The organism is Mycobacterium sp. ML4, from assembly GCF_054515735.1.
The window spans coordinates 1-19,390 of record NZ_JBTNSY010000013.1; the positions used below are offsets into that span (position 1 = coordinate 1).

The window sequence follows — 19,390 nt, forward strand, 5'->3', positions numbered from 1 at the left end:
TCCCCTCGAGCAGGCTCTGCAATGGGGACGAGCTGGCCGCCTCGGCGGCGGCATACATCGCCCCGCCCGCGCTCATCGCCTGGGTGAACTGCTGATGGAACAGCGCCGCCTGGGCGCTGACGACCTGATACGCCTCGGCCTGCCCGGAGAAGAGTGCCGCGATCGCCTCCGACACCTCATCGGCGGCGGCGGCCAGCACCCCGGTCGTCCGGGCGGCCGCCGCTGCGTTGGCCTCGCTGAGCGCCGATCCGATGCTTTCCACATCGGTTGCGGCCGCCGCCAGCATTTCGGGGTCCACTAACACAAACGCCATCGCTGTACTCCCGGTCCTGATCGATCACTCGGCGGGCATACGAAGTAGTCGCCACGCCGGCCCTAAGGGCCATCGAGTGGAGCATGCGGGTTGGTGTGGGTGAATTACGTCGGTCAAAAGACGTAGATTGCCGTGCGGCGGGGACGTAGATTGGCCGCTGAGGGCGTGCAGCCCCTACTTGGCGGCTCGAGAGCACCTGCGGTGGTGGCGATCCGGGCGTGCAGGTCGGCGATGGCGACCTGGGCTGCGCCGGTCGCACCCGCGGCGGCGAGCGTCGTGGGCCAGGGTGCGGGCCGGCTCCGGCGACGGCAGTGCGGCATGAAGTTTGGGCGTCTCCGTATGCCAGTCGGTGCTAGCTGCGCGCGATTCGTCGGGATAGACGTGCAGTACATCACCCATGCATGGCATCGTTAGCCACGCCCCCGCACCGTGGCGCGACATCTTGCCTGCAGCGTTCCCGGCAAGTCCGACGGCCTCGGGCGCGCGAGCACCCCAAGGCTAGCCAGCTTCGGGCCAGCCCAAGAACTTGTCACTTCACCTCACGTGTCTGTGCCGAAAACACCATCTGCTCAAGACTTTCTGGATGGCCTGGCTTGACGAGCAGCACCCAGACGGCACCTTCTTCTGGACCTCCCCCGCCGGCCACACGTACACCACTCGGCCCGGCAGTCGGCTGCTGTTCTTGACTCTGTGCCTGAAGACAACCGAGTTACCCGCTGCCCGATCGTTCCGCCGTTCGGCGATCGCCAGCTGATGACGCCCACCCAGAGCCCGCACGCGGGAACAGGATCGGATTTATCGGATCGACGCCGAACGCGCGCTCAACGCCGCCCGCGTCGCCGAACGAAATGAACCGCCGCCCTTCTGATTACCGCACATTTCCGTTAGGCGGTCCGCACGTCGAAGTCGGCAAGCTCCGGTTGGCGCAACAGCTTGTGGTGCGTCTCCGGCGTCCAGGGGAACAATTCCGGCAAGCCGTCTTTGCCCAGGTACCAGCTGTTGCAGCCGCTGACCCAAATCGTCTGCGGCATAGCGGCTTTCATGTCCTCGTTGTAATGCTTGGTGGCCGCTTCGGTAGGCGCGGCGGCAAGCACCCGGCCGGCACGCAGCTGCTCGATCCACCACATCACATAATTGGCCTGATCCTCGGCGATCGGAATCAGCGACTGGTTGCCGATCGGCGAGTGCGGCCCCATCATCATGAACAGATTGGGGAATCCCGGTACCGCGACCGACCGGTAGGCCATCGGGCCGTCGGCCCAGGCCTCGTCCAAGGTGAGCCCGCCCTCCCCGATGATCTCCATCGGCCTTACATAGGCCCGGGCGTCGAAGCCGGTGGCGAACACCAGCAGATCCAGTTCATGCAGGGTGCCGTCCGCGGTGACGATGCCGCGCGCCTCGATGTGATCGATGGGGTCGGTGACGATCTCTACGCCGGGATTCTGCACCGAGCGGTAGAAGCGCCCGGCCATCACCTGCCGCTTGCACATCGGCTGATACGTCGGAGTGAGTTTGGCCCGCAATTCGGGGTCGCGCACCGAAAGCCGCAAATTCCAACGACACTCGGCGGTGGCCAGCCGGCGTTGCCAGCCCGGCCGGATCGGTGCCCGGCCGAACACCAACCGGAAGAACCAACCCCAGAACAGGTACGGCAGCCGGTTCAGCGCGGCAAACCGGGACAGCACGGCCTGCGTCAGCTTCGAGTAGCGGGGATTGGGCAGCGGGTAGATCCACTGCGCGGTGCGCTGGAAGACCTTGAGCTCACGCACCTTGCCACCCAGCTCGGCGGTGATCTGCACACCGGTGGAACCGGTCCCGATCAAGCCGATCCGCTTGTCCGGCAGCGATACCGAGTGATCCCAGCGCGACGAGTGAAACGCCGGCCCGGCGAACGTGTCGCGTCCGGGGATGTCGGGGTAACGCGGCACCCGCAGTACCCCCGTCGCGGTGACCAGGACGTCGAACGTCCGGGTCTCGCCATTGGAGGTGGTGAGCCGCCATTTGCCGTCGTCGTACTCGGCCCGGGTGACGGTGGTGCCGAACCGGATGTGGGGACGGATGCCCCGTTCGTCGGCGACCTGCTGGAAGTAATTCTGAATCTCCCACCCGGGGGGCAGCCAGTGCGACCAGTTCGGGTTGGGACGGAACGAGTACGAGTAGTAACGCGACGGCACGTCACAGGTGAGCCCGGGATAGGTGTTGTCGCGCCAGGTGCCACCGACGTCGTGAGCCTTCTCGAAGATGGTGAACGAGTCGATGTCCGCGTCCTGCAGTTTGGCTGCCATGCAGATGCCGGACATGCCGGCGCCGATGATGGCGACTCTCAGTGCACGCGCCATTGTTGCCTCCCAATCTTGCACTGAGGTGCACGTTACGCCGATCGGACGGGCGTACCCAGGGATTCGCGGGTGACCACATCTCCGCCGGACCCCTCGTGGGCGGACCGCATGCGCGTCCGGCGGTGTTGTGCTCGCGCGACCCGCAGTAGGAAACCGGGCGCCCGCATTGAGTAGTCGACTACGCAATTCCGGGGCGCGCGAGTACTGCGATACGAGCCGCCACCTCCCGCGCCACACGCTGACCCGCCCCGCCCCGGGCCGGCACGTAGCGATCGGCCGCCGCGTCGTAGTCGGCTCCGGCGATCGACCCGTGGTCAGCCGCCAAAGCCACCACCTTCACCGGCCAGCCGGCGCGTTGCAGTTCCACGGCGAACTTTTCGCTGGCGCTGATCGGTACGACGTCGTCGGCCATACCGTGCAACAACGTGAACGGCGCACCGACCGGGACGGCGGGTATCAGCTCGGATAAGGCCCGCCCCGAAATCGGGTCGTCCGCCATGAACGCGCCGGCCAGGCACACGGTGTGGGAGATCGCCACTTCGTGGCGCTGCGCGTCCAGGGTCAAGCCGGCCGCCGCAGCACCACCCAGAGACCACCCGACGAGCACAATTGCCCCGGTTGCGCGTTCGCGCGTGAAGGCGACCGATCGCAACAGGTCTGCCCGTCCCCCGTCCACGGCGTGCGAATTCCAGTCGGGAGCGATGACACTGGCCCCGTGACCGGCCAGCATCTCGGCAAGCGGCCCGACCGCCGCTCGCGCGTCGCTTTGCATGCCATGCCACAGCAGGATCACGGGTTGGGCTGCGTCGCCGAAGACGTCGGCCAGCCGTCCCGGGGCGTATTCGACCGTCTGCACAGACACCGGTTGCCCGCCAGCCCCTCGGCCAAACCCGCCGGGCCGTACCGTGGACGGGTGGCCAGATTCCGCGACTCCGACGCCTGTCCGGGCGCGTTGCAGGTGCACCAGGCCGCCGATGGCGCTCTGGTACGGGTCCGGCTGCCCGGCGGGGAGCTCACCGCCGCGCAGTTGGCGACGCTGGCCGGGTTGTCCTGCGAATTCGGCTCCTCGACCTTGGAGCTGACCGGCCGCGGCAACGTGCAATTGCGCGCGGTCACCGACGTGGACAAGGTCGCCGCGGCCATCGCCGACGCCGGGCTGCTGCCGTCAGCAACCCACGAACGCGTGCGCAACATCGTGGCGTCGCCGCTGTCCGGCCGGGCCGGCGGGATCACCGACGTGCGGAGTTGGGTGAGCGAACTGGACGCGGCGATCTGCGCGGAACCAAGACTGGCCGAATTGGGGGGCCGGTTCTGGTTCAGCCTGGACGACGGCCGCGGCGACGTATCCGGCCTGCACGCCGATGTGGGGGTGCAGGTGTTTGACGACGGCCCGGCCTTGCTGCTGGCGGGTCGCAACTCCGGCTTGCGGATCACCGACGTCTGCGAGAACCTGATCGAGGTCGCGCTGAGATTCGTGGAAATCCGCGGAAAAGCTTGGCGGGTAACCGAACTCGACAACCTCGAGGATCTGTTGCCGGACGCGGACCTGGGCGCCGCCCTGCCCCCGCTCGGCAAGGCACCGGTGGGCTGGATCCCCCAGGATGACGGCCGGGTCACCCTGGGAGCCGCCGTACCGCTCGGAGTGCTGCCCGCTCGTGTCGCGGAGTTTCTGGCCGCGATCGAGGCTCCGCTGGTGATCACGCCGTGGCGTTCGGTGCTGGTGTGCGACCTGAGCGAGGGCGTCGCGGACACCGCGCTGCGGGTGCTGGCCCCGCTTGGGCTGGTCTTCGACGACAACTCGCCCTGGCTCGGCGTCAGCGCATGTACCGGCAGCCCCGGCTGCGCCCACTCGATCGCCGACGTGCGCGCCGACGCCGCGGCGGCGCTGGACGCCAATTCCCGGGTCCGGCGGCACTTCGTCGGCTGCGAACGGGCGTGCGGCAGCCCGGTCGACGGCGAGGTGCTGGTCGCCACCGAAACCGGGTACCGGCTGCTGAGGTCTTAAGGTGAGCGGGTGCTCGACTACATCGGCGACCCCGCGGAGATCTACCGCCAGTCGTTCGCAACCATCCGCGCCGAAGCCGACCTGACCCGGTTTCCCGCCGACGTCGAACGCGTCGTGGTCCGCCTGATCCACACCTGCGGGCAGGTCGACGTCGCCGAGCACGTGGCCTTCACCGACGACGTCGTCGCCCGGGCCCGAGCCGCGCTGCGCAAAGGCGCGCCGGTGCTGTGCGACTCGTCGATGGTGGCTGCCGGGATCACCAAGGCCCGGCTGCCCACCGGCAACGAGGTGGTGTCGTTGGTCGCCGATCCCCGCGCGGCCGGCCTGGCTGCCGAGCAAGGGACCACCCGCTCGGCCGCCGCGGTCGATTTGTGGGCCGATCAGTTGGACGGCGCCGTCCTCGCCATCGGAAACGCACCCACTGCGCTCTTTCGCCTGCTGGAACTGGTTGACGACGGAGTTCCGCCGCCGGCGGCGGTGCTCGGTGGACCGGTCGGTTTCGTCGGATCCGCCCAGTCCAAGCAGGAGCTCGTCGAACGCCCACGCGGCATGTCCTACCTGCTGGTGCTGGGCCGGCGCGGAGGTAGCGCCATGGCCGCGGCGGCCGTCAACGCGATAGCGAGCGAACGCGAATGACGGGCACGCTGTGGGGGGTGGGGCTGGGCCCCGGCGACCCGGAGTTGGTGACCGTCAAGGCTGCCCGGCTGCTCGGTGAGGCCGACGTCGTGGCCTACCACAGCGCCCGCCACGGCCGCAGCATCGCACGCGGGATCGCCGAGCCCTATTTGCGGCCCGGTCAGATCGAGGAACACCTGGTTTACCCGGTGACCACCGAGACGACCGACCATCCCGGGGGCTATGCGGGCGCCCTGGAGGACTTCTACGTCGCGGCCACCGAGCGGATCGCCGCGCACCTGAGCGCCGGGCGCAATGTGGCGCTTCTGGCCGAGGGTGACCCGCTGTTCTACAGCTCCTACATGCATCTGCACACCCGGCTGACCGAGCGGTTCAACGCCGTGATCGTGCCCGGCGTGACGTCGGTGAGCGCGGCTTCCGCCGCCGTCGCCACTCCCCTGGTGGCCGGCGACGAGGTGCTCTCCGTGTTGCCCGGCACCCTGCCGGTCGCCGAGTTGACCCGCCGCCTCGCCGATGCCGACGCGGCGGTGATCATGAAACTGGGCCGCTCGTATCACAATGTGCGCGAAGCACTTTCAGCTTCCGGTCAGCTTGACGACGCCTTTTACGTGGAACGTGCCAGCACCCCGGGAGAACGCGTGCTGCCCGCCGCTGACGTCGACGAGGCCAGCGTGCCGTACTTTTCGCTGGCCATGCTGCCGGGTGGGAGGCGCCGATCGGGGGTAGCCGGCACCGTTGCCGTGATAGGTCTGGGGCCCGGCGGCACCGACTGGATGACACCGCAGAGCCGGCGCGAACTTGCCGGTGCGACCGACCTGATCGGCTACGCCGGATATCTGGACCGGGTGCCGGTGCGCGACGGACAACGCCGCCACGCCAGCGACAACACCGACGAGCCCGCCCGTGCCCGGTTGGCCTGCTCGCTCGCCGAGCAGGGCCATGCGGTCGCCGTGGTCTCCTCGGGTGACCCGGGCGTATTCGCAATGGCCACCGCGGTCCTGGAGGAGGCCAAGCAGTGGCCCGGTGTGCGGATCCGGGTGATCCCGGCAATGACCGCCGCGCAGGCGGTCGCCAGCCGGGTGGGCGCCCCGCTCGGGCATGACTACGCGGTGATCTCGTTGTCAGACCGGCTCAAGCCGTGGGACGTCATCGCGACGCGCCTGGCCGCTGCCGCCGCCGCGGATCTGGTGCTGGCCATCTACAACCCGGCATCGAAATCGCGGACCTGGCAGGTGGGTGCCATGCGGGACCTGTTGCTGGCCCATCGCGAACCGGGCACGCCGGTGGTGATCGGTCGCAACGTCTCGGGTCCCGACGAGGAGGTGCGAGTGGTCCGGTTGGCCGACCTGAATCCTGCCGAGGTCGACATGCGCTGCCTTCTGATCGTGGGTTCTTCGCAAACCCAATGGCAGTCAAGCGATTTCGGCGACCGGGTATTCACGCCGCGGCGCTACCCGGGCTAGATCTTGAGAGCCGACGCCACGATGCGTGCGGCGTCGGCCACGAACGCCTCGTTGGGCTGGGCGTCATACCCGCCGCCGGCGATGTCGGTGTAGATCGCGACAACGTGCGGCACACCGGCGGGCGACCATACGACGGCGACATCGTTGGCCCGCCCGTAGTCGCCCGTGCCGGTCTTGTCGGCAACCTTCCAGTCGGCGGGAAAGGCCGCGCGGATCCGCTTTCCGCCGGTGGTGTTGCGTGCCATCCAGTCGGTGAGCATCGTCCGCTTGTCAGGCGGCAACGCGTCGCCGAGCACGAGCTGCTGGAACACCAGAGCGATCGCGTGCGGCGTCGTCGTGTCCCGCTCGTCGTTCGGCGGGTCCCGGTTGAGCTCCGGCTCGGCCTGGTCCAGCCGGCTGATGTTGTCCCCCAGGCTGCGCAGGTAGCCGGTGAATCCGGCGGGCCCGCCGACCTGACTGAGCAGCAGGTTGGCCGCGGTGCCGTCGCTGTAGCGGATAGCGGCGTCACACAGTTGCCCGACGGTCAATCCGGTGTCGACGTGCTGCTCGGTCACCGGTGAGACCGAGTTGATGTCGGCCTTGGTGAACGTCACCATGGTGTCGAGATGGGCGAGCGGATACTGGTGCAGCACCGCCGCCACCAGCGGCGCCTTGAACGTCGAGCAGAACGCGAACCGTTCGTCGCCGCGGTAGGCAATCGCTTCGGTCGCACCGCCGGCAGGCACGTAGACGCCCACCCGGCCTCCGTAGCGGCGCTCCAGCTGGCCGAATTGCGCGGACAGATCAGGCGCCGGCGCCGGGGTGGATGGCGAGGCACGATTGCCCGCGCTGGGTCGGGAACAGCCGGCCAACGGCAGCAACCCTGCCGCTGCCGCTGCCGCTGCCGCTGCCGCTGCCAGGAATTCGCGTCGCTTGAGACCGCCGTTGTCCTGGAAAGCCACGCCGCAGTATCACACACGAGCGATGACCCTGCCGGGGTCGCGGGCCTGGATCCTAGTTGTGTTAATCACAGCCGTTCGACCGTCACGTTTGGCTGTTCGGCGGCACTAACGCCACAACGACCTTTCGACCCAGAAACAGAGGGCCCATGACCGACGTACTAGCCGCGCCGATGGCGCATAACGCAACCAAGCTGCAGCTCGCCGAGACCATCAAGCTGGCTCGGATAGCAAAGGGAATGAGCTGGAACGCGATTGCCGACGCCATCGGAAAAGATCCGGTATGGACTGTTGCCGCGCTCCTGGGCCAGCACCCGCTGTCAGCCGAGGACGCCGCGACCGTGGTGACGCTACTCGGCCTCGATGGCGACGCGGTCACTGCACTGCAGATGTTGCCCTATCGCGGAAGTGACGAGTCCGCTGATCCCACCATCGCCCGGTTCCACGAGGCCCTGTCGGTCTACGGCCCGGCGATCAAGGAGTTGATCGGTGAAATGTTTGGCGATGGGATCATGAGCGCCATCAACTTCCGGATGAGTGTGGCACGTCGACCTGACCCACACGGAGACCGGGTGATCGTGACCTTCGACGGCAAGTTCCTCGACTACACATGGAACACCGCTGAGCAACAGGTCAGTTCCTCTTAGTTGGGCTGTCGCATCCCCTCCTGTTTGACCACAATCCTCTGCTCACCACCCTTTTCGGCGCGGAAAAGCTCGCGATGAGCACATTGCGGAGATCTGAACACGATTGGCACCCTTCGGAAAGGCAAACAATGATCGCAGATACGCAGTCGCCGAAACCGGACCACCACACAGACCAACTCCCGGTGCTTGTGAAACACGTCGACGCCGCGTCGATGCGAAATACCATGGGCGCGTTCCCCTCCGGTGTCACCGTCCTGACGACTCGGCTCCAGCACAGATCGATCGGAATGACGATCAGCTCGTTTGCCTCGGTATCAATTGACCCGCCGCTCTTGCTGCAATGCGTATCGCGCAATGCGAGAAGCCTTTCGGCGTTTCGCATGGGCGCTCCGGTGGTGGTCAACGTTCTGGCGCGCCACCAAGCCGATGTCGCACTGCGGTTCGCCAGCAAGGTCGAGGACCGCTTCGCCGGAGTCGAATTCGAGACCGATGACGACGGGTGTCCGATTCTCTCCGGTGCTGCTGCCTCGGTCAGCGGCTACATCGATCGCATCTACGACGCCGGCGATCACGTCATCCTGTTGATCCGGGCGTGCGCTGTGCGGCGCAACGGGATGTTGCCGCTGCTGTACTACTCAGGGCGAATGCACGACTGGGCGGACACTGTGCACTCCGTGGCTTCCTGAATGTCGATGCTTTCGACATCCAGGCGCACGAGACTCCCGATATCCGGCTCTGCATGGGCTACCGCAGCAACCGTTCGAACGGGTGATCCGTTCGAGCCGCTGAGTGTCCCGGCCATGGTGACCCGGATCGCCGACATGGCGCTGGTCAAATCCGTGCATCCATGGGCTTTCCTGGTGCGTTCGCTGGTCGGGGGCGCGATGGTGGGATTCGGTGCACTGCTGTCGTTGGTGGTGAGCACCGGAGTCACCACCCCGGGCATCGCCAGTCTGCTGATGGGCCTGGCATTCGGCATGTCCTTCGTTCTCATCCTGGTGTCAGGTGCGTCACTGATCACCGCCGACATGGCGGCGGGCTTCTTCGCGGTGCTGCAACGGCGGTTGAGGCTCAGGGACTACGCGCGCCTGCTGGGGATCGGCCTGATCGGCAACATCATCGGCGCGCTGGTCTTCGCCGCCGTCTGCGCCGCCGCCGGAGGTCCCTACCTGGGCGCCTTCGCGGCGCGCGCGGCAAGCGTGGGAGCACAGAAGGCCGACCAATGCGCTTGGACCGCGTTCCTGCTCGCGGTCTTGTGTACCTGGTTCCTCCAGACAGCGATGTGCATGTATTACAAGGCCCGCAGCGATGTCGCGCGGATGGGGTTTGCGTTTTACGGGCCCTTCGCATTCGTGATCGGGAGCGACCAGCACGTCGTCGCCAATGTCGGTTTCCTCGGACTTCCATTGTTGCTCAACGTTTTTCACCCAGGAGCTCCACACAGCGGGATCAGCTGGGGCTTCGGCAACGGAGGGCTGCTCACCAACATCTGTGTCACCAGCGCCGGCAATCTGGTCGGTGGCACGCTGTTCGTGGCACTGCCGTTCTATGTCATCGCCCGGCTCGAGGTTTCGGGTAGACGATGGGACTCGCGATAGGTGGGCCGCACTCGTCCCGCGGGGGCGGTTGCTCATGTTCGGCGACCCAACGCGCTGCTGCTGCGACGGTGCCGACCGTCCTGGCACCCTCGGGCAGCGGTGGCCGCGCCACCATGATCACCGGAATACGAAGTGCTGCAGCGGCATCCACCTTGCCGCGGGTCATCTGGCCGCCGCTGTTCTTGGTCACCAGCGCGTCGATGCCGTGCGCCTTCAGCAATCTCAGTTCGTCGTCGCATGAGTAAGGGCCACGGGACAGCAGCAACCGGTGGTGCCGCGGCATGACCTGGTCAGCGGGTGCGGTGACCGCACGGATCAGAAACCACGCCTCGCTGTCGGCAAAGGCGCCGACACCGGACCGTCCGGTCGTCAGGAAGATCCGCGAATAACGCTGCCGTGCGACCTCTGCTGCGGCCTCGACGTCTGAGGCAACCACCTTGGCCGAAGCGGGATCCCACGCTGGACGGACTAAAACCAGATGCGGCATGTGCAGCTCATCGCATACCTGCGCGGCGTGTTTCGTCATGGTGGCCGCGAACGGGTGCGTGGCATCGACAACGGCTTCGATGCGTTCCTGCTGGAGGTATCTGCGCAGTCCGTCGACGCCACCGAACCCGCCGATCCGCACCGGACCCACCGGCAGTGCGGGGTCGGGCACTCGTCCCGCGAGCGAACTGACGATGTCGAAGCGCGGATGGAGGGCTTTCGCCAGTGCCCGTCCCTCAGAAGTACCGCCGAGCAGCAGTACCCGCATCAGTGTGGGCCTCTGCTGCGCCGTGCCCTCGAGTACAGATAGCTGTCAGCAAATCCTTCGGCGCCCAGCACTTCGCCGACGATGATCACGGCGGTCTTGGTGACTTTCTCCTCGTGCATCAGCGCGGCGATGTCGGCCAAGGTTGCCCGCAGCACAATCTCTTGCGGCCAGCTTACGAACGCCACTACCGCTGCCGGCGTATCGGGCGGGTAGCCGCCGGCCAGCAATTCCGGAACGATGGTGTCGATCTGCGCGGCGGCCAGGTGCAGGACGAGGGTGGCACCGGACCGGGCCAGGGTGTTCAGATCTTCGCCGGTTGGCATGGGGGTGGACAAGGTCGAAACCCGGGTCAGCGTAACGGTCTGCGCGACTCCGGGCACGGTGAGTTCCCGCTTCAGGGCGGCGGCGGCGGCCGCGAAAGCCGGGACACCCGGCACGATCTCGTATGGGATACCGCGCTTGTCGAGTTGGCGGCACTGCTCGGCCAGCGCGCTGTAGAGCGAAGGGTCACCGGAATGTAACCGCGCCACGTCATATCCGGCGGAGTCCGCCTCGGCCAGCTCCGTGACGATCTGATCCAGCGCAAGGGGCCCCGTGTCGATGACTTTGGCGTCGGGTGGGCAATGCGCGAGCAGATCTTTGGGCATGATCGAGCCGGCGTAGAGGCAGACCGGGCATCGCTCGAGAAGCCGTTGCCCGCGCACCGTGATCAGATCGGCGGCGCCGGGTCCGGCGCCGATGAAGTAGACCGTCACCGCTTGGTCACCGCCCACTGCGTCACCGGGTGCTGCGGGCGCCAGCCGGTGAATCCGCCCAGCGGTTCTCCCCGGTAATGCTGGAAACGCCGCAGCTCACCGCCGTGCCGGGAATATGCTTGCGCGAGCACATTTTCCGATTCCACGGTAACCGCGTTCGCGACCAGCCGGCCCCCTTCCGCCAGGTGCTCCAGGCACGCGTCGAGCAGGCCGGACCGCGTCAGCCCGCCACCGACGAAGATCGCCGACGGCCTTGGCGCGGTGGCGAACTCGTGAGGCGCCTCTCCGCGCACCTCGACGCTCACGCCGCTGGCCGCGGCATTGAATCCGATGTTGAGCCTGCGCTGTTCGTTGATCTCGAACGCCACGGCGGTGCAGCCGGGGGCGCTGCGGCACCACTCGACGGCGATGCTGCCCGAACCCGCACCGACATCCCAGAGTCGTTGTCCGGGTCGGGGGTTCAGGACCGCCAGTGTCACCGCACGGATTCCGTGCTTGGTGATCTGTCCATCATGCGTGAAGGCGTCGTCGGGCAGGAACGCGGTGCGCCGGTCCGGCAGGTACCGGATTGCGAGCACGTTCAGGTCATCGACGTCTGATTGCGCGTGGTGCGCCCACTGCCGGGCGGTGCCGTCACGGCGGCGCTCATCAGGTCCGCCCAGCACCTCTAGCACAGTGAATTGCGAGTCGCCGTGTCCATAGGCTTCCAGTACCGCCGCGAGAATCTGCGGGGTACGTCCATTGCGCGAGAGCACAATCGCCTGCCCACCTCGGCGGATGGCGGTGTGCGGCTCGGCCGTGACCAGACTGATCACCTCGGTCTCGTGGACGCTCCAACCCATCCGGGCACACGCCAGAGTGACCGACGATACGTGCGGAAGGACTCGCACCCTGCCGGTGCCGAATAAGCGGATCAGAGTACCGCCGATGCCGTGTAACAGCGGATCGCCGCTGGCGACAATGTGGATGTCGGGACCGTCGACCGGCAGCGCCTGCAATGCGGGCAGCATGGGCGACGGCCACTGCCGGCGTGGTGCTCTGATGCTGTCGTCGAGCAGGTCGAGCTGGCGCTTGGACCCGTAAATGACTTCGGCCCTGTGCAATTCGGACTTCGCAGTCGCGGACAGACCTGAGGTGCCGTCGGCACCGATACCCACGACGATGATCATCGCGGCATCCTGCGCCAGACCGTCTGCGGCAACAGTCGCAGCGTGAAGAACATCGGCCGCAGCGCCCACGGGATCCAGACGCTGCGCCGGCCGTTGGTCAGGGCTCGCGCGGTGGCGGCCGCCACCTGCTCGGGCGTGCTGGACAGCGGCGCCGGGCTCATGCCTTCGGTCATCCGGCCGATGACGAATCCCGGGCGCGCGATCAACAGCCGAACCCCGCTGCCGTGCAGCGCGTCGGCCAATCCATTGGCGAAGCCGTCCAGGCCGGCCTTGGCCGAACCGTAGACGTAGTTGGCTCGCCGCACCCGCACCCCGGCCACCGAGGAGAACACCACCAGTGATCCACGTTGCGCCGTGCGCATCGCCGCGGCCAGATGGGTGAGGAGACTGACCTGGGCCACGTAGTCGGTGTGCACGATCGCGACCGCGTGCGCCGCGTCCTGCTCGGCGCGAGTCTGATCACCGAGGATGCCGAACGCCAGGACCGCGGTGCCGATCGGACCGTGCTCGGCCACAATCGCCTCGACGAGCGGGCCGTGCGAGCCCAGGTCGTCGGCGTCGAATTCTCGGGTGTGTACGGCGTCGGCCCCGGCGTTAAGGATCGTGTTCTTCTGGCCGTCCAGTTGGTCGGCGTTGCGTGCGGCCAGCACTACGGTGGCGCCCGGCGCGAGGCGCCGGGCGAGTTCAATGCCGATCTCGCTGCGGCCGCCGAAAATTACCAGCGGACCAACGCCCGTGTCGTCCACGGCTGTGATTATGGCCTGCGCTAGCGTGAAGGGCGATGGCCAAGACCACTACCCGTCTCACCGACGACGCCCTGGCGTTCCTCTCCGAACGCCATCTGGCCATGCTGACCACGCTACGCACCGACAATTCACCGCATGTGGTGGCGGTGGGATTCACTTTCGATCCCAAGACGCACATCGCCCGGGTGATCACCACCGGCGGATCCCAAAAGGCGCTCAACGCCGAACGCGGTGGCGTGGCTGTGCTCAGCCAGGTCGACGGAGCCCGCTGGCTCTCCCTTGAAGGGCGCGCCGTCGTGAACAAGGACATCGACGCCGTTCGCGACGCGGAGTTGCGCTACGCCCAGCGCTACCGGATCCCGCGGGCCAATCCTCGACGAGTGGTGATCGAGGTGCAGATCGAGCGGGTCCTGGGGTCATCCGATTTGCTGGACCGCGGCGACTAGCAGCGGCTCACGTGATCGTGTAGTTCACCCAGGCGCCACCGGCAGGCCCGGCGACGGCATGCAGACGGGAATTCTGTACTCCTGTCCGGGGCAGCCCGAAAGTGAGACCAACCGCCGCGCACGCCGCGGGCGCATTGGCGAACGTCACCGGCGCCGTCACGGTCCAGGTACCGGACGCGCTCTGGCAGCCCGCGGGATGGGTGGCGCCGCATGGCGCCGCCGCCCAACGGCTGTCGGCGCGCTGCAGGGTGCAAGTGCCGACGCTTGCCCGCGGTTCGTCCGGCGCCCAACTCCACAAGGTCCCCTGGATGCGTCCGTCTTCGGGCAGTAACTGGTCGAAGCCGAACAGGTTGACTCCGCAATTGGTCATCGACTGCGCCTTGGTGGGCGTGAGTGCCGCCGGATTGTTCGGTGGTCGAGTGGGGTTGATCAGGGCCGAAATGAAGGTGGAGTCCTCGAAGTAGCGAACGATGTTCGTTGCGTACACGGCCGGACCGTAGGTGGCATCGCACTTCGGGTAGGCCTGATAGCCGAAGGTCGAGCCGCTCTGCACTTCCTGGCCCTCCCAGTTGAACACAGTTGTCCCCCAGCTCGGCACACAGTCACTGACCAGCACGACCTGGGCGCCGGCGGTACGAACCTCATCGCGGGAGATGTTGCGGGGGAAGTCTGCGCAACCGTTCGCGGTGATTTCGGCCGGCGTCGGATGATAGATGAGGCTGGAACCGTCGGGGCGTCGCAACTGACGCTCGAGGGTGTCCAACGCGGATGCGTATGCGGTCGGGTCCTTCAACTGGTCTTCGATGAGGATCAGGACGACTTGGCTGGGATTCGCATTCAGCCAATCCGTAATGGGCGGAAGGACTTTGGTGAGAACCGGTTCTGTGGTGCAACCCAAGTTCGCTTGACTGGGCCCGCGCCCGTGGCACACCGTGACGGCGCGACCTCCGAGCTGGGCGATCTGCGGAATGTAGTGCAGGTCGAGCTCGATGCTCCGAGCGTCGATATCGAACTGCTGAGGCATCGATAACTGCTGGTTGGAGTCGGCATGCGACGGGGTGAACTGGCTGACGAGGCTGTTGAACGAGTTGTGGGTGCCGATCCACTGCGCATCCCGGAAGGGAACCGCGTTTCCCAGTGCATACTGGAACTGCGCCGTGCGATGGACCCATGACTGCAGGTAGGCCACCGTTGCGGCTTGGGTCACCTTCGCCGCCAGCGGGACCAGGCAGAGGTTGTCATTGACCCCCACCCGGCGGCACTCCGCAGCGACGGCGTCGGCGAACTTGCCCGTCCCCACACAGGGAAACGCAAACGGGCTGATGGCATTACACGGTGCGGTGGGCGACGGGGGTGTGGGCACCGCGTCGACGTCGGCGGTCGCTGGCGGCGCCGACGCCACAGCCAGCATGAACGCACAGATCACGACGGCGGATTTGAACGAACGGGGCCATCGGGCGCATGGGGCGCTGGACATGCGCGCAAGAGTGACACGGCTGTGGTGTCGGAACGAGAAATGTTGTCGAACCGTGGGCGTGTTGAGATCACTTTGTAAACTTTGGGCACTTTGGTCTCATTAGCCCCTTTGACACCGGCAGCCGCTCGATCGGGTGGCACTCCACTTGCCCGCCTAGTAGCGACAACATGGTGGGCGACCGGGGTGGTACCGAAGTGAATTGCGGGCCAGTCTGCGTCGGGTTAGCCTCGCCACGATCCGACGACCGGGAAGGGGCAATGGTGTTCGTCGACTCTGCTCTGCTGCACTCGGGCGGCAGTGACTCGCGATCCGCGGGTGACCACGCACATCAAGCGGCGCAACACCTTTCACGAGGAGAGCTGGTGCCACAGATGTTCGGCGACTTCGCTTCCGCCGACGCTTTTCATGCGGCGACGGAGTCGATCCATGCTCACCACATGCGACTTCTGTTCGGACACAGGGACATCCTTGCGGCCGTCGGCCACAGTGCGTTCGTGGCGGCTACGGAGTTCACCAGCATGGACGAGAACAACGCCACGAGCGTCCGGGCGGTGTGGTGCAACTCCGTTACATAAGCGTGGCGCAACTGATCGCCGAGGCCGGCGGTGACCCGTGGGCAATCAATGGGAGTCTTCAGAGCGGTCGACCAGCACAGATATCGTTGCTGGCCAAGGCTTTTCACGACGCCGCGCAACTAACGACGGAGGCTGAGTCGGCGTTCAGCGGAGCGCTTAGTCGGTTCAAGGCGGCCTGGAACCAGGAGAACGGCGATAATCCGATCAATGACGCGGCCGAGGTGCAGCGCGCGACGGGTTCCCTCGGCGTGCAGGCGGTGCAGCTACCGAAGATCGCGGTCGGCCTGGAAAGCGTTGCGGCGACCTTGGCTGAGGCACAGCGAGCATCCGCGGGCCGGATCGGGGTGTTGGAGGGCCGGCTGGAGCAGCTCGATCACCAACTTGACGAAGCCTACGCGCTGTTGAACTCTCATGGCCTGCCCATGGCAGACGAGATGGCCCTCGACGACATCATCGATGACCTCGAGCAGGATGCGATTGACGAAACGACCGCGGCCCTGCATGACGTCGAGCACAGCCGGGAGACGTACTCAGAGGTGTTGCATCGGTTGCTGACCCAGATGCGAGTAGAGGATGGCTACGATGCGGCCCCCGTCACGGCCGTCGACGGCATAGCGCCCGAGTCGCCTGCCCAAGCCGAACAAGATGTTCACGCAGCGCTTGCCGGTGATCAGACGGCAGCGTCGCGAGTGAACTCTGTGTTGAACTCGATCACCGCCGACCAGCGAGCCGGACGGAAGCCGCTGACCGCCGAGCAGGCCGCAGTGCTCAGTCAACTTCAGGCGCAGCAACACGGGATGTCCGTCGATGCGCTGCAGACTGCGGAACAACGGCTAGGTGACCAACGCGAAATGATCGCCAACTCCTGGCAACTCATGAGCAACCCCGCTCTCGCGTTCCCCCGGACCGAACTGAAACCTGGTGCCGTGCAAGGGACCGAGGTGGTGAAAGGCAGTGCGGCTCAGCTGCCGGAGGACGTACAGCGCGCTTTGACCGCCTCCGGACTGATCTACGCCGGTGACATGAATACGATTGCGCGAATCGTCAAGGACGGGAACCCGGCTTTCCAAAGAAGTACAGAGTTGGATCGCGGGATTATCCGTAAGGGATCCGCGATGATGAGAGTCCCGTTTTGGTCACTCGACCGCGCCAGCCAAGGAGAGAATGTGGGCCGGGACCCGTGGTTGGACCCGTTGGTCTCCAACGTCATGTCGGCGGTGGCGCCCGATCACCAAGTCGTGCACGAATTGTTGACCGGACCAGATCATGACACGTTCTTGGGGAACGTTACTCATCACTTCTGGTCGGACAACGGGCAATCTATTGCCTCGCTTTTTGATTGGACCGAAGCCGCCGCTCATGGCCCTGAAGCCAGACTCGCCGCTGAGACGGCACGAGCCTACGCGGCATATGTGGGAGAGCACGCGCATGACCTGCTGCACCTGCCCGGCAATCACACTCTCGGCGAGGTGAATGCCGGATTGGTCGGGGGCATGGCACACGGACTCGCGCCATATGTCAACAACATCGCAGGTGTCTCAGGTGGAGTGCCCGAATTCGGCAGCAACCTCGATTGCCCCGACGAAGGCGAAAAGGGCACGATGACTCATGCCAAGGGTGTCTTCGCGGTGCTCGGCACTAACGAGGCGGCGTCAACGTACTTCAACGGCGCCGCTGACCGCCAGGCGCTTTTCGCCGAGAGTAATTATGTCCTGGACTTGGCACGCCACGCGCCCAACATGACCACCTACAACGCCAACCTGGCGGATGCTATGACGCTACGAGGGCTGGTCGATGCAGGGATCCACAGTGCCGTGCAAGCCGGCGTCGAAAACCATCACATCACCGAAACCGCTGCGAAGAGCCTAGAATTCGATCAGAGAAAAACCGCGTACGAGTTGGGGGTGAAGGGGTTCGCCGCGGTCGCGGGTTTTGTGCCAGATGTCGGCAGGTTCGCAGATCCGGCGATCAGCATGGTGGGGCAAGCGATCGAAAGTGATGTTTTGGGAAACCCGCCCACAGCGTGGCCAGTAACCGATCATCCGGTGCCGCCGATGACCATTGGCCGTGTCGATCGCGAGATCCTGAATGCGGCCATCGCGTCCGGACAACACGTCGAGGGGATATCGAAGTACTTGATCAACGGACACATCGCATCGCCCGACGAACTGGAAAGGGCGCACAATCCCGTCCTGGTCAGCGAATACGATCACGACCTCAACCAGGCGTTGGTCGACCTGTACACGCGGGTTTACGGTAGCGTTCCCGGTCGTCCCTTCATTCCTGACCTTGACATGATCAATCGCTACAACGCGGTGGTGAGTGACCCCTTACCGCCGGTGCCGCGCCCGAAGTAATGCTGCGCGCAGCAAACCTGAATATTCCCAGCCAGGGATCGGCGATAGCATCGCGCGTAGTGGAGACGCCATCGGCTGGTCTTCGGGCTTGAGGCACAGGATTAGGCACTCGGAGGGAAGCGATGAGCGGAGACGACGACCAGCTGCGGATCATCCTTGGTCAGCTGTCACAGCTGCTGGGGATCCCACCTCCGCCGATGATCACCCCCGACCAATTGGCGACCGGGGCCTCAAGTATCAGCCAACTGCTGAAAGCATTGGGCGCCGCGGCCAATGCGGGCGACCCCGCTGACTACAGCCAGGCGTTGGCCGGCCATGACGAGCGCGAGGCCAAGACCTCCGACGCACTGGCCAAGTTTCCGGCCAATGAACAGCAGGCCGCTGCGCAGTTAGCGGGCGTTGGTGGTTCAGGCGAGATGGGCCAGATGATGCAGCAGATGCCACAGATGGCCTCCGGAGTTGCGGGAGCAATCGCGGGCGTCCTCGGTGGTGTGCTGCAGCCGCTGAGCCAAATCCCTCAGCAGCTCGCTCAGGCCGGTCAGCAGGCTATGCAGGCCGGGATGGGCATGATGCAGCAGGGGGCGGGCGCAGCTTCGGACGCACCCGCAGAGCTAGTTGGGGCCGGGGGAGATCTGGGCGGCGGAGGCGGGGAGTTCTCCGGAGCCGGCGGCGGCGGCAGTGGCGGTGGAGGTATCGAGGGGACCACACCGACGGCGATGCTGGGACCGCCACCGACTCCCTCAGCCGGCACCGTTCCCGCGTCGTCGCAGGTTGTGACCTCGACGCCGCCCCCCGCACCCGAGCCGGCGCCGGGCCAGCGCGGGGCAATGGGAGCGATGCCGATGATGCCGCCGGGAGGCATGCAGGGGGCGGCTGGTTCAACCGGTGAGGCCAAGCCCGACACCAAGCGCATCGTGGGGCCGACTGTCAAGAACGGCGCGCCGGTACAAGGACGGATTACCACGCCGCCGCCCTTGCCTGCGGTCACCAAACGCGTTGACGGGAAACCGGTGGCGACTCGGCGCATTGCGCTGCCGGAGGTGAAGCGGGATGACGAGGGGGGCTGATTGCGCCGGCCCAGCAAATCCGATCCACGATCTCAGAGACAATGAAGCTCAGCTCAGTCGGCTTAAGCTAGACCAGTTGGCAAAGTCTGACTGGCGGATTCTGGC

At 66.1% G+C, this 19,390-nt stretch carries 19 protein-coding genes and 1 pseudogene; 11 read left to right on the top strand and 9 right to left on the bottom strand.

What is annotated here, in order from left to right; translation table 11 throughout:
- The coding region (locus tag ACX9NE_RS16000; RefSeq protein WP_459362487.1) for a PE family protein at positions 1–313 on the bottom strand (313 nt) is incomplete at its 3' end.
- Positions 314–896: 583 nt separating this feature from the next.
- Here ACX9NE_RS16000 and ACX9NE_RS16005 point away from each other — a divergent pair.
- Positions 897–1,067 (top strand): hypothetical protein, encoded by a 171-nt coding sequence (locus tag ACX9NE_RS16005; RefSeq protein WP_459362486.1) that lies wholly within the window; start codon positions 897–899, stop codon positions 1,065–1,067.
- A 130-nt stretch (positions 1,068–1,197) separates the two neighbouring features.
- Here ACX9NE_RS16005 and ACX9NE_RS16010 read toward each other — a convergent pair whose 3' ends face one another.
- Together ACX9NE_RS16010 and ACX9NE_RS16015 are read right to left on the bottom strand one after the other, a co-directional pair.
- Complete coding sequence (locus ACX9NE_RS16010; RefSeq protein ID WP_459362485.1) at positions 1,198–2,652, bottom strand: flavin-containing monooxygenase; 1,455 nt, start codon at positions 2,650–2,652, stop codon at positions 1,198–1,200.
- 178 nt (positions 2,653–2,830) lie between these two features.
- Positions 2,831–3,508: an alpha/beta hydrolase gene (locus tag ACX9NE_RS16015; protein WP_459362505.1), complete on the bottom strand. Its 678-nt coding sequence runs from the start codon at positions 3,506–3,508 to the stop codon at positions 2,831–2,833.
- Positions 3,509–3,565: 57 nt separating this feature from the next.
- On the opposite strand from ACX9NE_RS16015, the gene cobG reads away from it, so the two are divergent.
- The 3 genes from cobG to ACX9NE_RS16030 are packed head-to-tail and all read left to right on the top strand — an operon-like array spanning position 3,566 to position 6,756.
- Positions 3,566–4,657, top strand: a complete 1,092-nt coding sequence (cobG, locus tag ACX9NE_RS16020) for a precorrin-3B synthase (RefSeq protein ID WP_459362484.1) — start codon at positions 3,566–3,568, stop codon at positions 4,655–4,657.
- 9 nt (positions 4,658–4,666) lie between these two features.
- Positions 4,667–5,293: a precorrin-8X methylmutase gene (locus tag ACX9NE_RS16025; RefSeq protein ID WP_459362483.1), complete on the top strand. Its 627-nt coding sequence runs from the start codon at positions 4,667–4,669 to the stop codon at positions 5,291–5,293.
- On the top strand, positions 5,290–6,756 hold the full coding sequence (locus ACX9NE_RS16030) for a precorrin-2 C(20)-methyltransferase (RefSeq protein ID WP_459362482.1): 1,467 nt from the start codon (positions 5,290–5,292) through the stop codon (positions 6,754–6,756). The genes ACX9NE_RS16025 and ACX9NE_RS16030 overlap by 4 nt, the downstream gene beginning before the upstream one ends.
- Here ACX9NE_RS16030 and bla read toward each other — a convergent pair.
- Positions 6,753–7,655 (bottom strand): class A beta-lactamase, encoded by a 903-nt coding sequence (gene bla, locus ACX9NE_RS16035; protein ID WP_459377734.1) that lies wholly within the window; start codon positions 7,653–7,655, stop codon positions 6,753–6,755. The two genes, ACX9NE_RS16030 and bla, sit on opposite strands and share 4 nt — an antisense overlap.
- A 212-nt stretch (positions 7,656–7,867) precedes the next feature.
- Between bla and cynS the strand changes: the two genes are divergently transcribed.
- The 3 genes from cynS to ACX9NE_RS16050 all read left to right on the top strand — a co-directional run bounded on the left by cynS (position 7,868) and on the right by ACX9NE_RS16050 (position 9,939).
- Positions 7,868–8,341, top strand: a complete 474-nt coding sequence (gene cynS / locus ACX9NE_RS16040; protein WP_459362504.1) for a cyanase — start codon at positions 7,868–7,870, stop codon at positions 8,339–8,341.
- Between the two features lie 224 nt (positions 8,342–8,565).
- Positions 8,566–9,027 (top strand): flavin reductase family protein, encoded by a 462-nt coding sequence (locus ACX9NE_RS16045; RefSeq protein ID WP_459377735.1) that lies wholly within the window; start codon positions 8,566–8,568, stop codon positions 9,025–9,027.
- Positions 9,028–9,033: 6 nt separating this feature from the next.
- Positions 9,034–9,939 (top strand): formate/nitrite transporter family protein, encoded by a 906-nt coding sequence (locus tag ACX9NE_RS16050; protein WP_459362503.1) that lies wholly within the window; start codon positions 9,034–9,036, stop codon positions 9,937–9,939.
- A 40-nt stretch (positions 9,940–9,979) separates the two neighbouring features.
- Here ACX9NE_RS16050 and ACX9NE_RS16055 read toward each other — a convergent pair.
- The 4 genes and pseudogenes from ACX9NE_RS16055 to ACX9NE_RS16070 form a co-directional block, all read right to left on the bottom strand.
- Positions 9,980–10,693: pseudogene (locus ACX9NE_RS16055) on the bottom strand (cobalt-precorrin-6A reductase); the annotation flags it as partial.
- Entirely contained in the window at positions 10,693–11,448 is a 756-nt protein-coding gene (gene cobM, locus ACX9NE_RS16060; RefSeq protein ID WP_459362479.1) for a precorrin-4 C(11)-methyltransferase, read from the bottom strand. The pseudogene ACX9NE_RS16055 and the gene cobM, both read right to left, overlap by 1 nt.
- On the bottom strand, positions 11,445–12,617 hold the full coding sequence (gene cbiE, locus ACX9NE_RS16065; RefSeq protein ID WP_459362478.1) for a precorrin-6y C5,15-methyltransferase (decarboxylating) subunit CbiE: 1,173 nt from the start codon (positions 12,615–12,617) through the stop codon (positions 11,445–11,447). Before cbiE ends, cobM begins: the two co-directional genes overlap by 4 nt.
- Positions 12,614–13,363, bottom strand: a complete 750-nt coding sequence (locus ACX9NE_RS16070) for an SDR family NAD(P)-dependent oxidoreductase (protein WP_459362477.1) — start codon at positions 13,361–13,363, stop codon at positions 12,614–12,616. The genes cbiE and ACX9NE_RS16070 overlap by 4 nt, the downstream gene beginning before the upstream one ends.
- A gap of 35 nt (positions 13,364–13,398) precedes the next feature.
- Between ACX9NE_RS16070 and ACX9NE_RS16075 the strand changes: the two genes are divergently transcribed.
- Positions 13,399–13,809 carry a F420-dependent biliverdin reductase gene (locus ACX9NE_RS16075; RefSeq protein WP_459362476.1) on the top strand — a complete coding sequence of 137 codons (411 nt, stop codon included), beginning with the start codon at positions 13,399–13,401 and terminating at the stop codon, positions 13,807–13,809.
- A gap of 7 nt (positions 13,810–13,816) precedes the next feature.
- Here the strand turns inward: ACX9NE_RS16075 and ACX9NE_RS16080 are convergent, their stop codons facing one another.
- On the bottom strand, positions 13,817–15,286 hold the full coding sequence (locus ACX9NE_RS16080; RefSeq protein ID WP_459362475.1) for a PI-PLC domain-containing protein: 1,470 nt from the start codon (positions 15,284–15,286) through the stop codon (positions 13,817–13,819).
- Between the two features lie 257 nt (positions 15,287–15,543).
- Between ACX9NE_RS16080 and ACX9NE_RS16085 the strand changes: the two genes are divergently transcribed.
- The 3 genes from ACX9NE_RS16085 to ACX9NE_RS16095 all read left to right on the top strand — a co-directional run bounded on the left by ACX9NE_RS16085 (position 15,544) and on the right by ACX9NE_RS16095 (position 19,285).
- Positions 15,544–15,861, top strand: coding sequence for a DUF2563 family protein (locus ACX9NE_RS16085; protein ID WP_459377733.1), 318 nt, complete (start codon positions 15,544–15,546; stop codon positions 15,859–15,861).
- A 2-nt stretch (positions 15,862–15,863) separates the two neighbouring features.
- Positions 15,864–18,218, top strand: a complete 2,355-nt coding sequence (locus ACX9NE_RS16090) for a putative alpha/beta hydrolase (RefSeq protein WP_459362473.1) — start codon at positions 15,864–15,866, stop codon at positions 18,216–18,218.
- 122 nt (positions 18,219–18,340) lie between these two features.
- Positions 18,341–19,285, top strand: coding sequence for a hypothetical protein (locus ACX9NE_RS16095; protein WP_459362472.1), 945 nt, complete (start codon positions 18,341–18,343; stop codon positions 19,283–19,285).
- The last annotated feature ends 105 nt before the right edge of the window (positions 19,286–19,390 follow it).

What these genes read in the sequence shown, in the direction of transcription:
- ACX9NE_RS16005 (WP_459362486.1), top strand. Translation starts at nt 897, where the DNA reads ATGGCCTGGCTTGACGAGCAGCACCCAGACGGCACCTTCTTCTGGACC.
- ACX9NE_RS16010 (WP_459362485.1), bottom strand. Translation starts at nt 2,652, where the DNA reads ATGGCGCGTGCACTGAGAGTCGCCATCATCGGCGCCGGCATGTCCGGC.
- ACX9NE_RS16030 (WP_459362482.1), top strand. Translation starts at nt 5,290, where the DNA reads ATGACGGGCACGCTGTGGGGGGTGGGGCTGGGCCCCGGCGACCCGGAG.
- cynS (WP_459362504.1), top strand. Translation starts at nt 7,868, where the DNA reads ATGGCGCATAACGCAACCAAGCTGCAGCTCGCCGAGACCATCAAGCTG.
- ACX9NE_RS16045 (WP_459377735.1), top strand. Translation starts at nt 8,566, where the DNA reads ATGGGCGCGTTCCCCTCCGGTGTCACCGTCCTGACGACTCGGCTCCAG.
- ACX9NE_RS16050 (WP_459362503.1), top strand. Translation starts at nt 9,034, where the DNA reads ATGCTTTCGACATCCAGGCGCACGAGACTCCCGATATCCGGCTCTGCA.
- cbiE (WP_459362478.1), bottom strand. Translation starts at nt 12,617, where the DNA reads ATGATCATCGTCGTGGGTATCGGTGCCGACGGCACCTCAGGTCTGTCC.
- ACX9NE_RS16075 (WP_459362476.1), top strand. Translation starts at nt 13,399, where the DNA reads ATGGCCAAGACCACTACCCGTCTCACCGACGACGCCCTGGCGTTCCTC.
- ACX9NE_RS16080 (WP_459362475.1), bottom strand. Translation starts at nt 15,286, where the DNA reads ATGTCCAGCGCCCCATGCGCCCGATGGCCCCGTTCGTTCAAATCCGCC.
- ACX9NE_RS16085 (WP_459377733.1), top strand. Translation starts at nt 15,544, where the DNA reads ATGGTGTTCGTCGACTCTGCTCTGCTGCACTCGGGCGGCAGTGACTCG.
- ACX9NE_RS16095 (WP_459362472.1), top strand. Translation starts at nt 18,341, where the DNA reads ATGAGCGGAGACGACGACCAGCTGCGGATCATCCTTGGTCAGCTGTCA.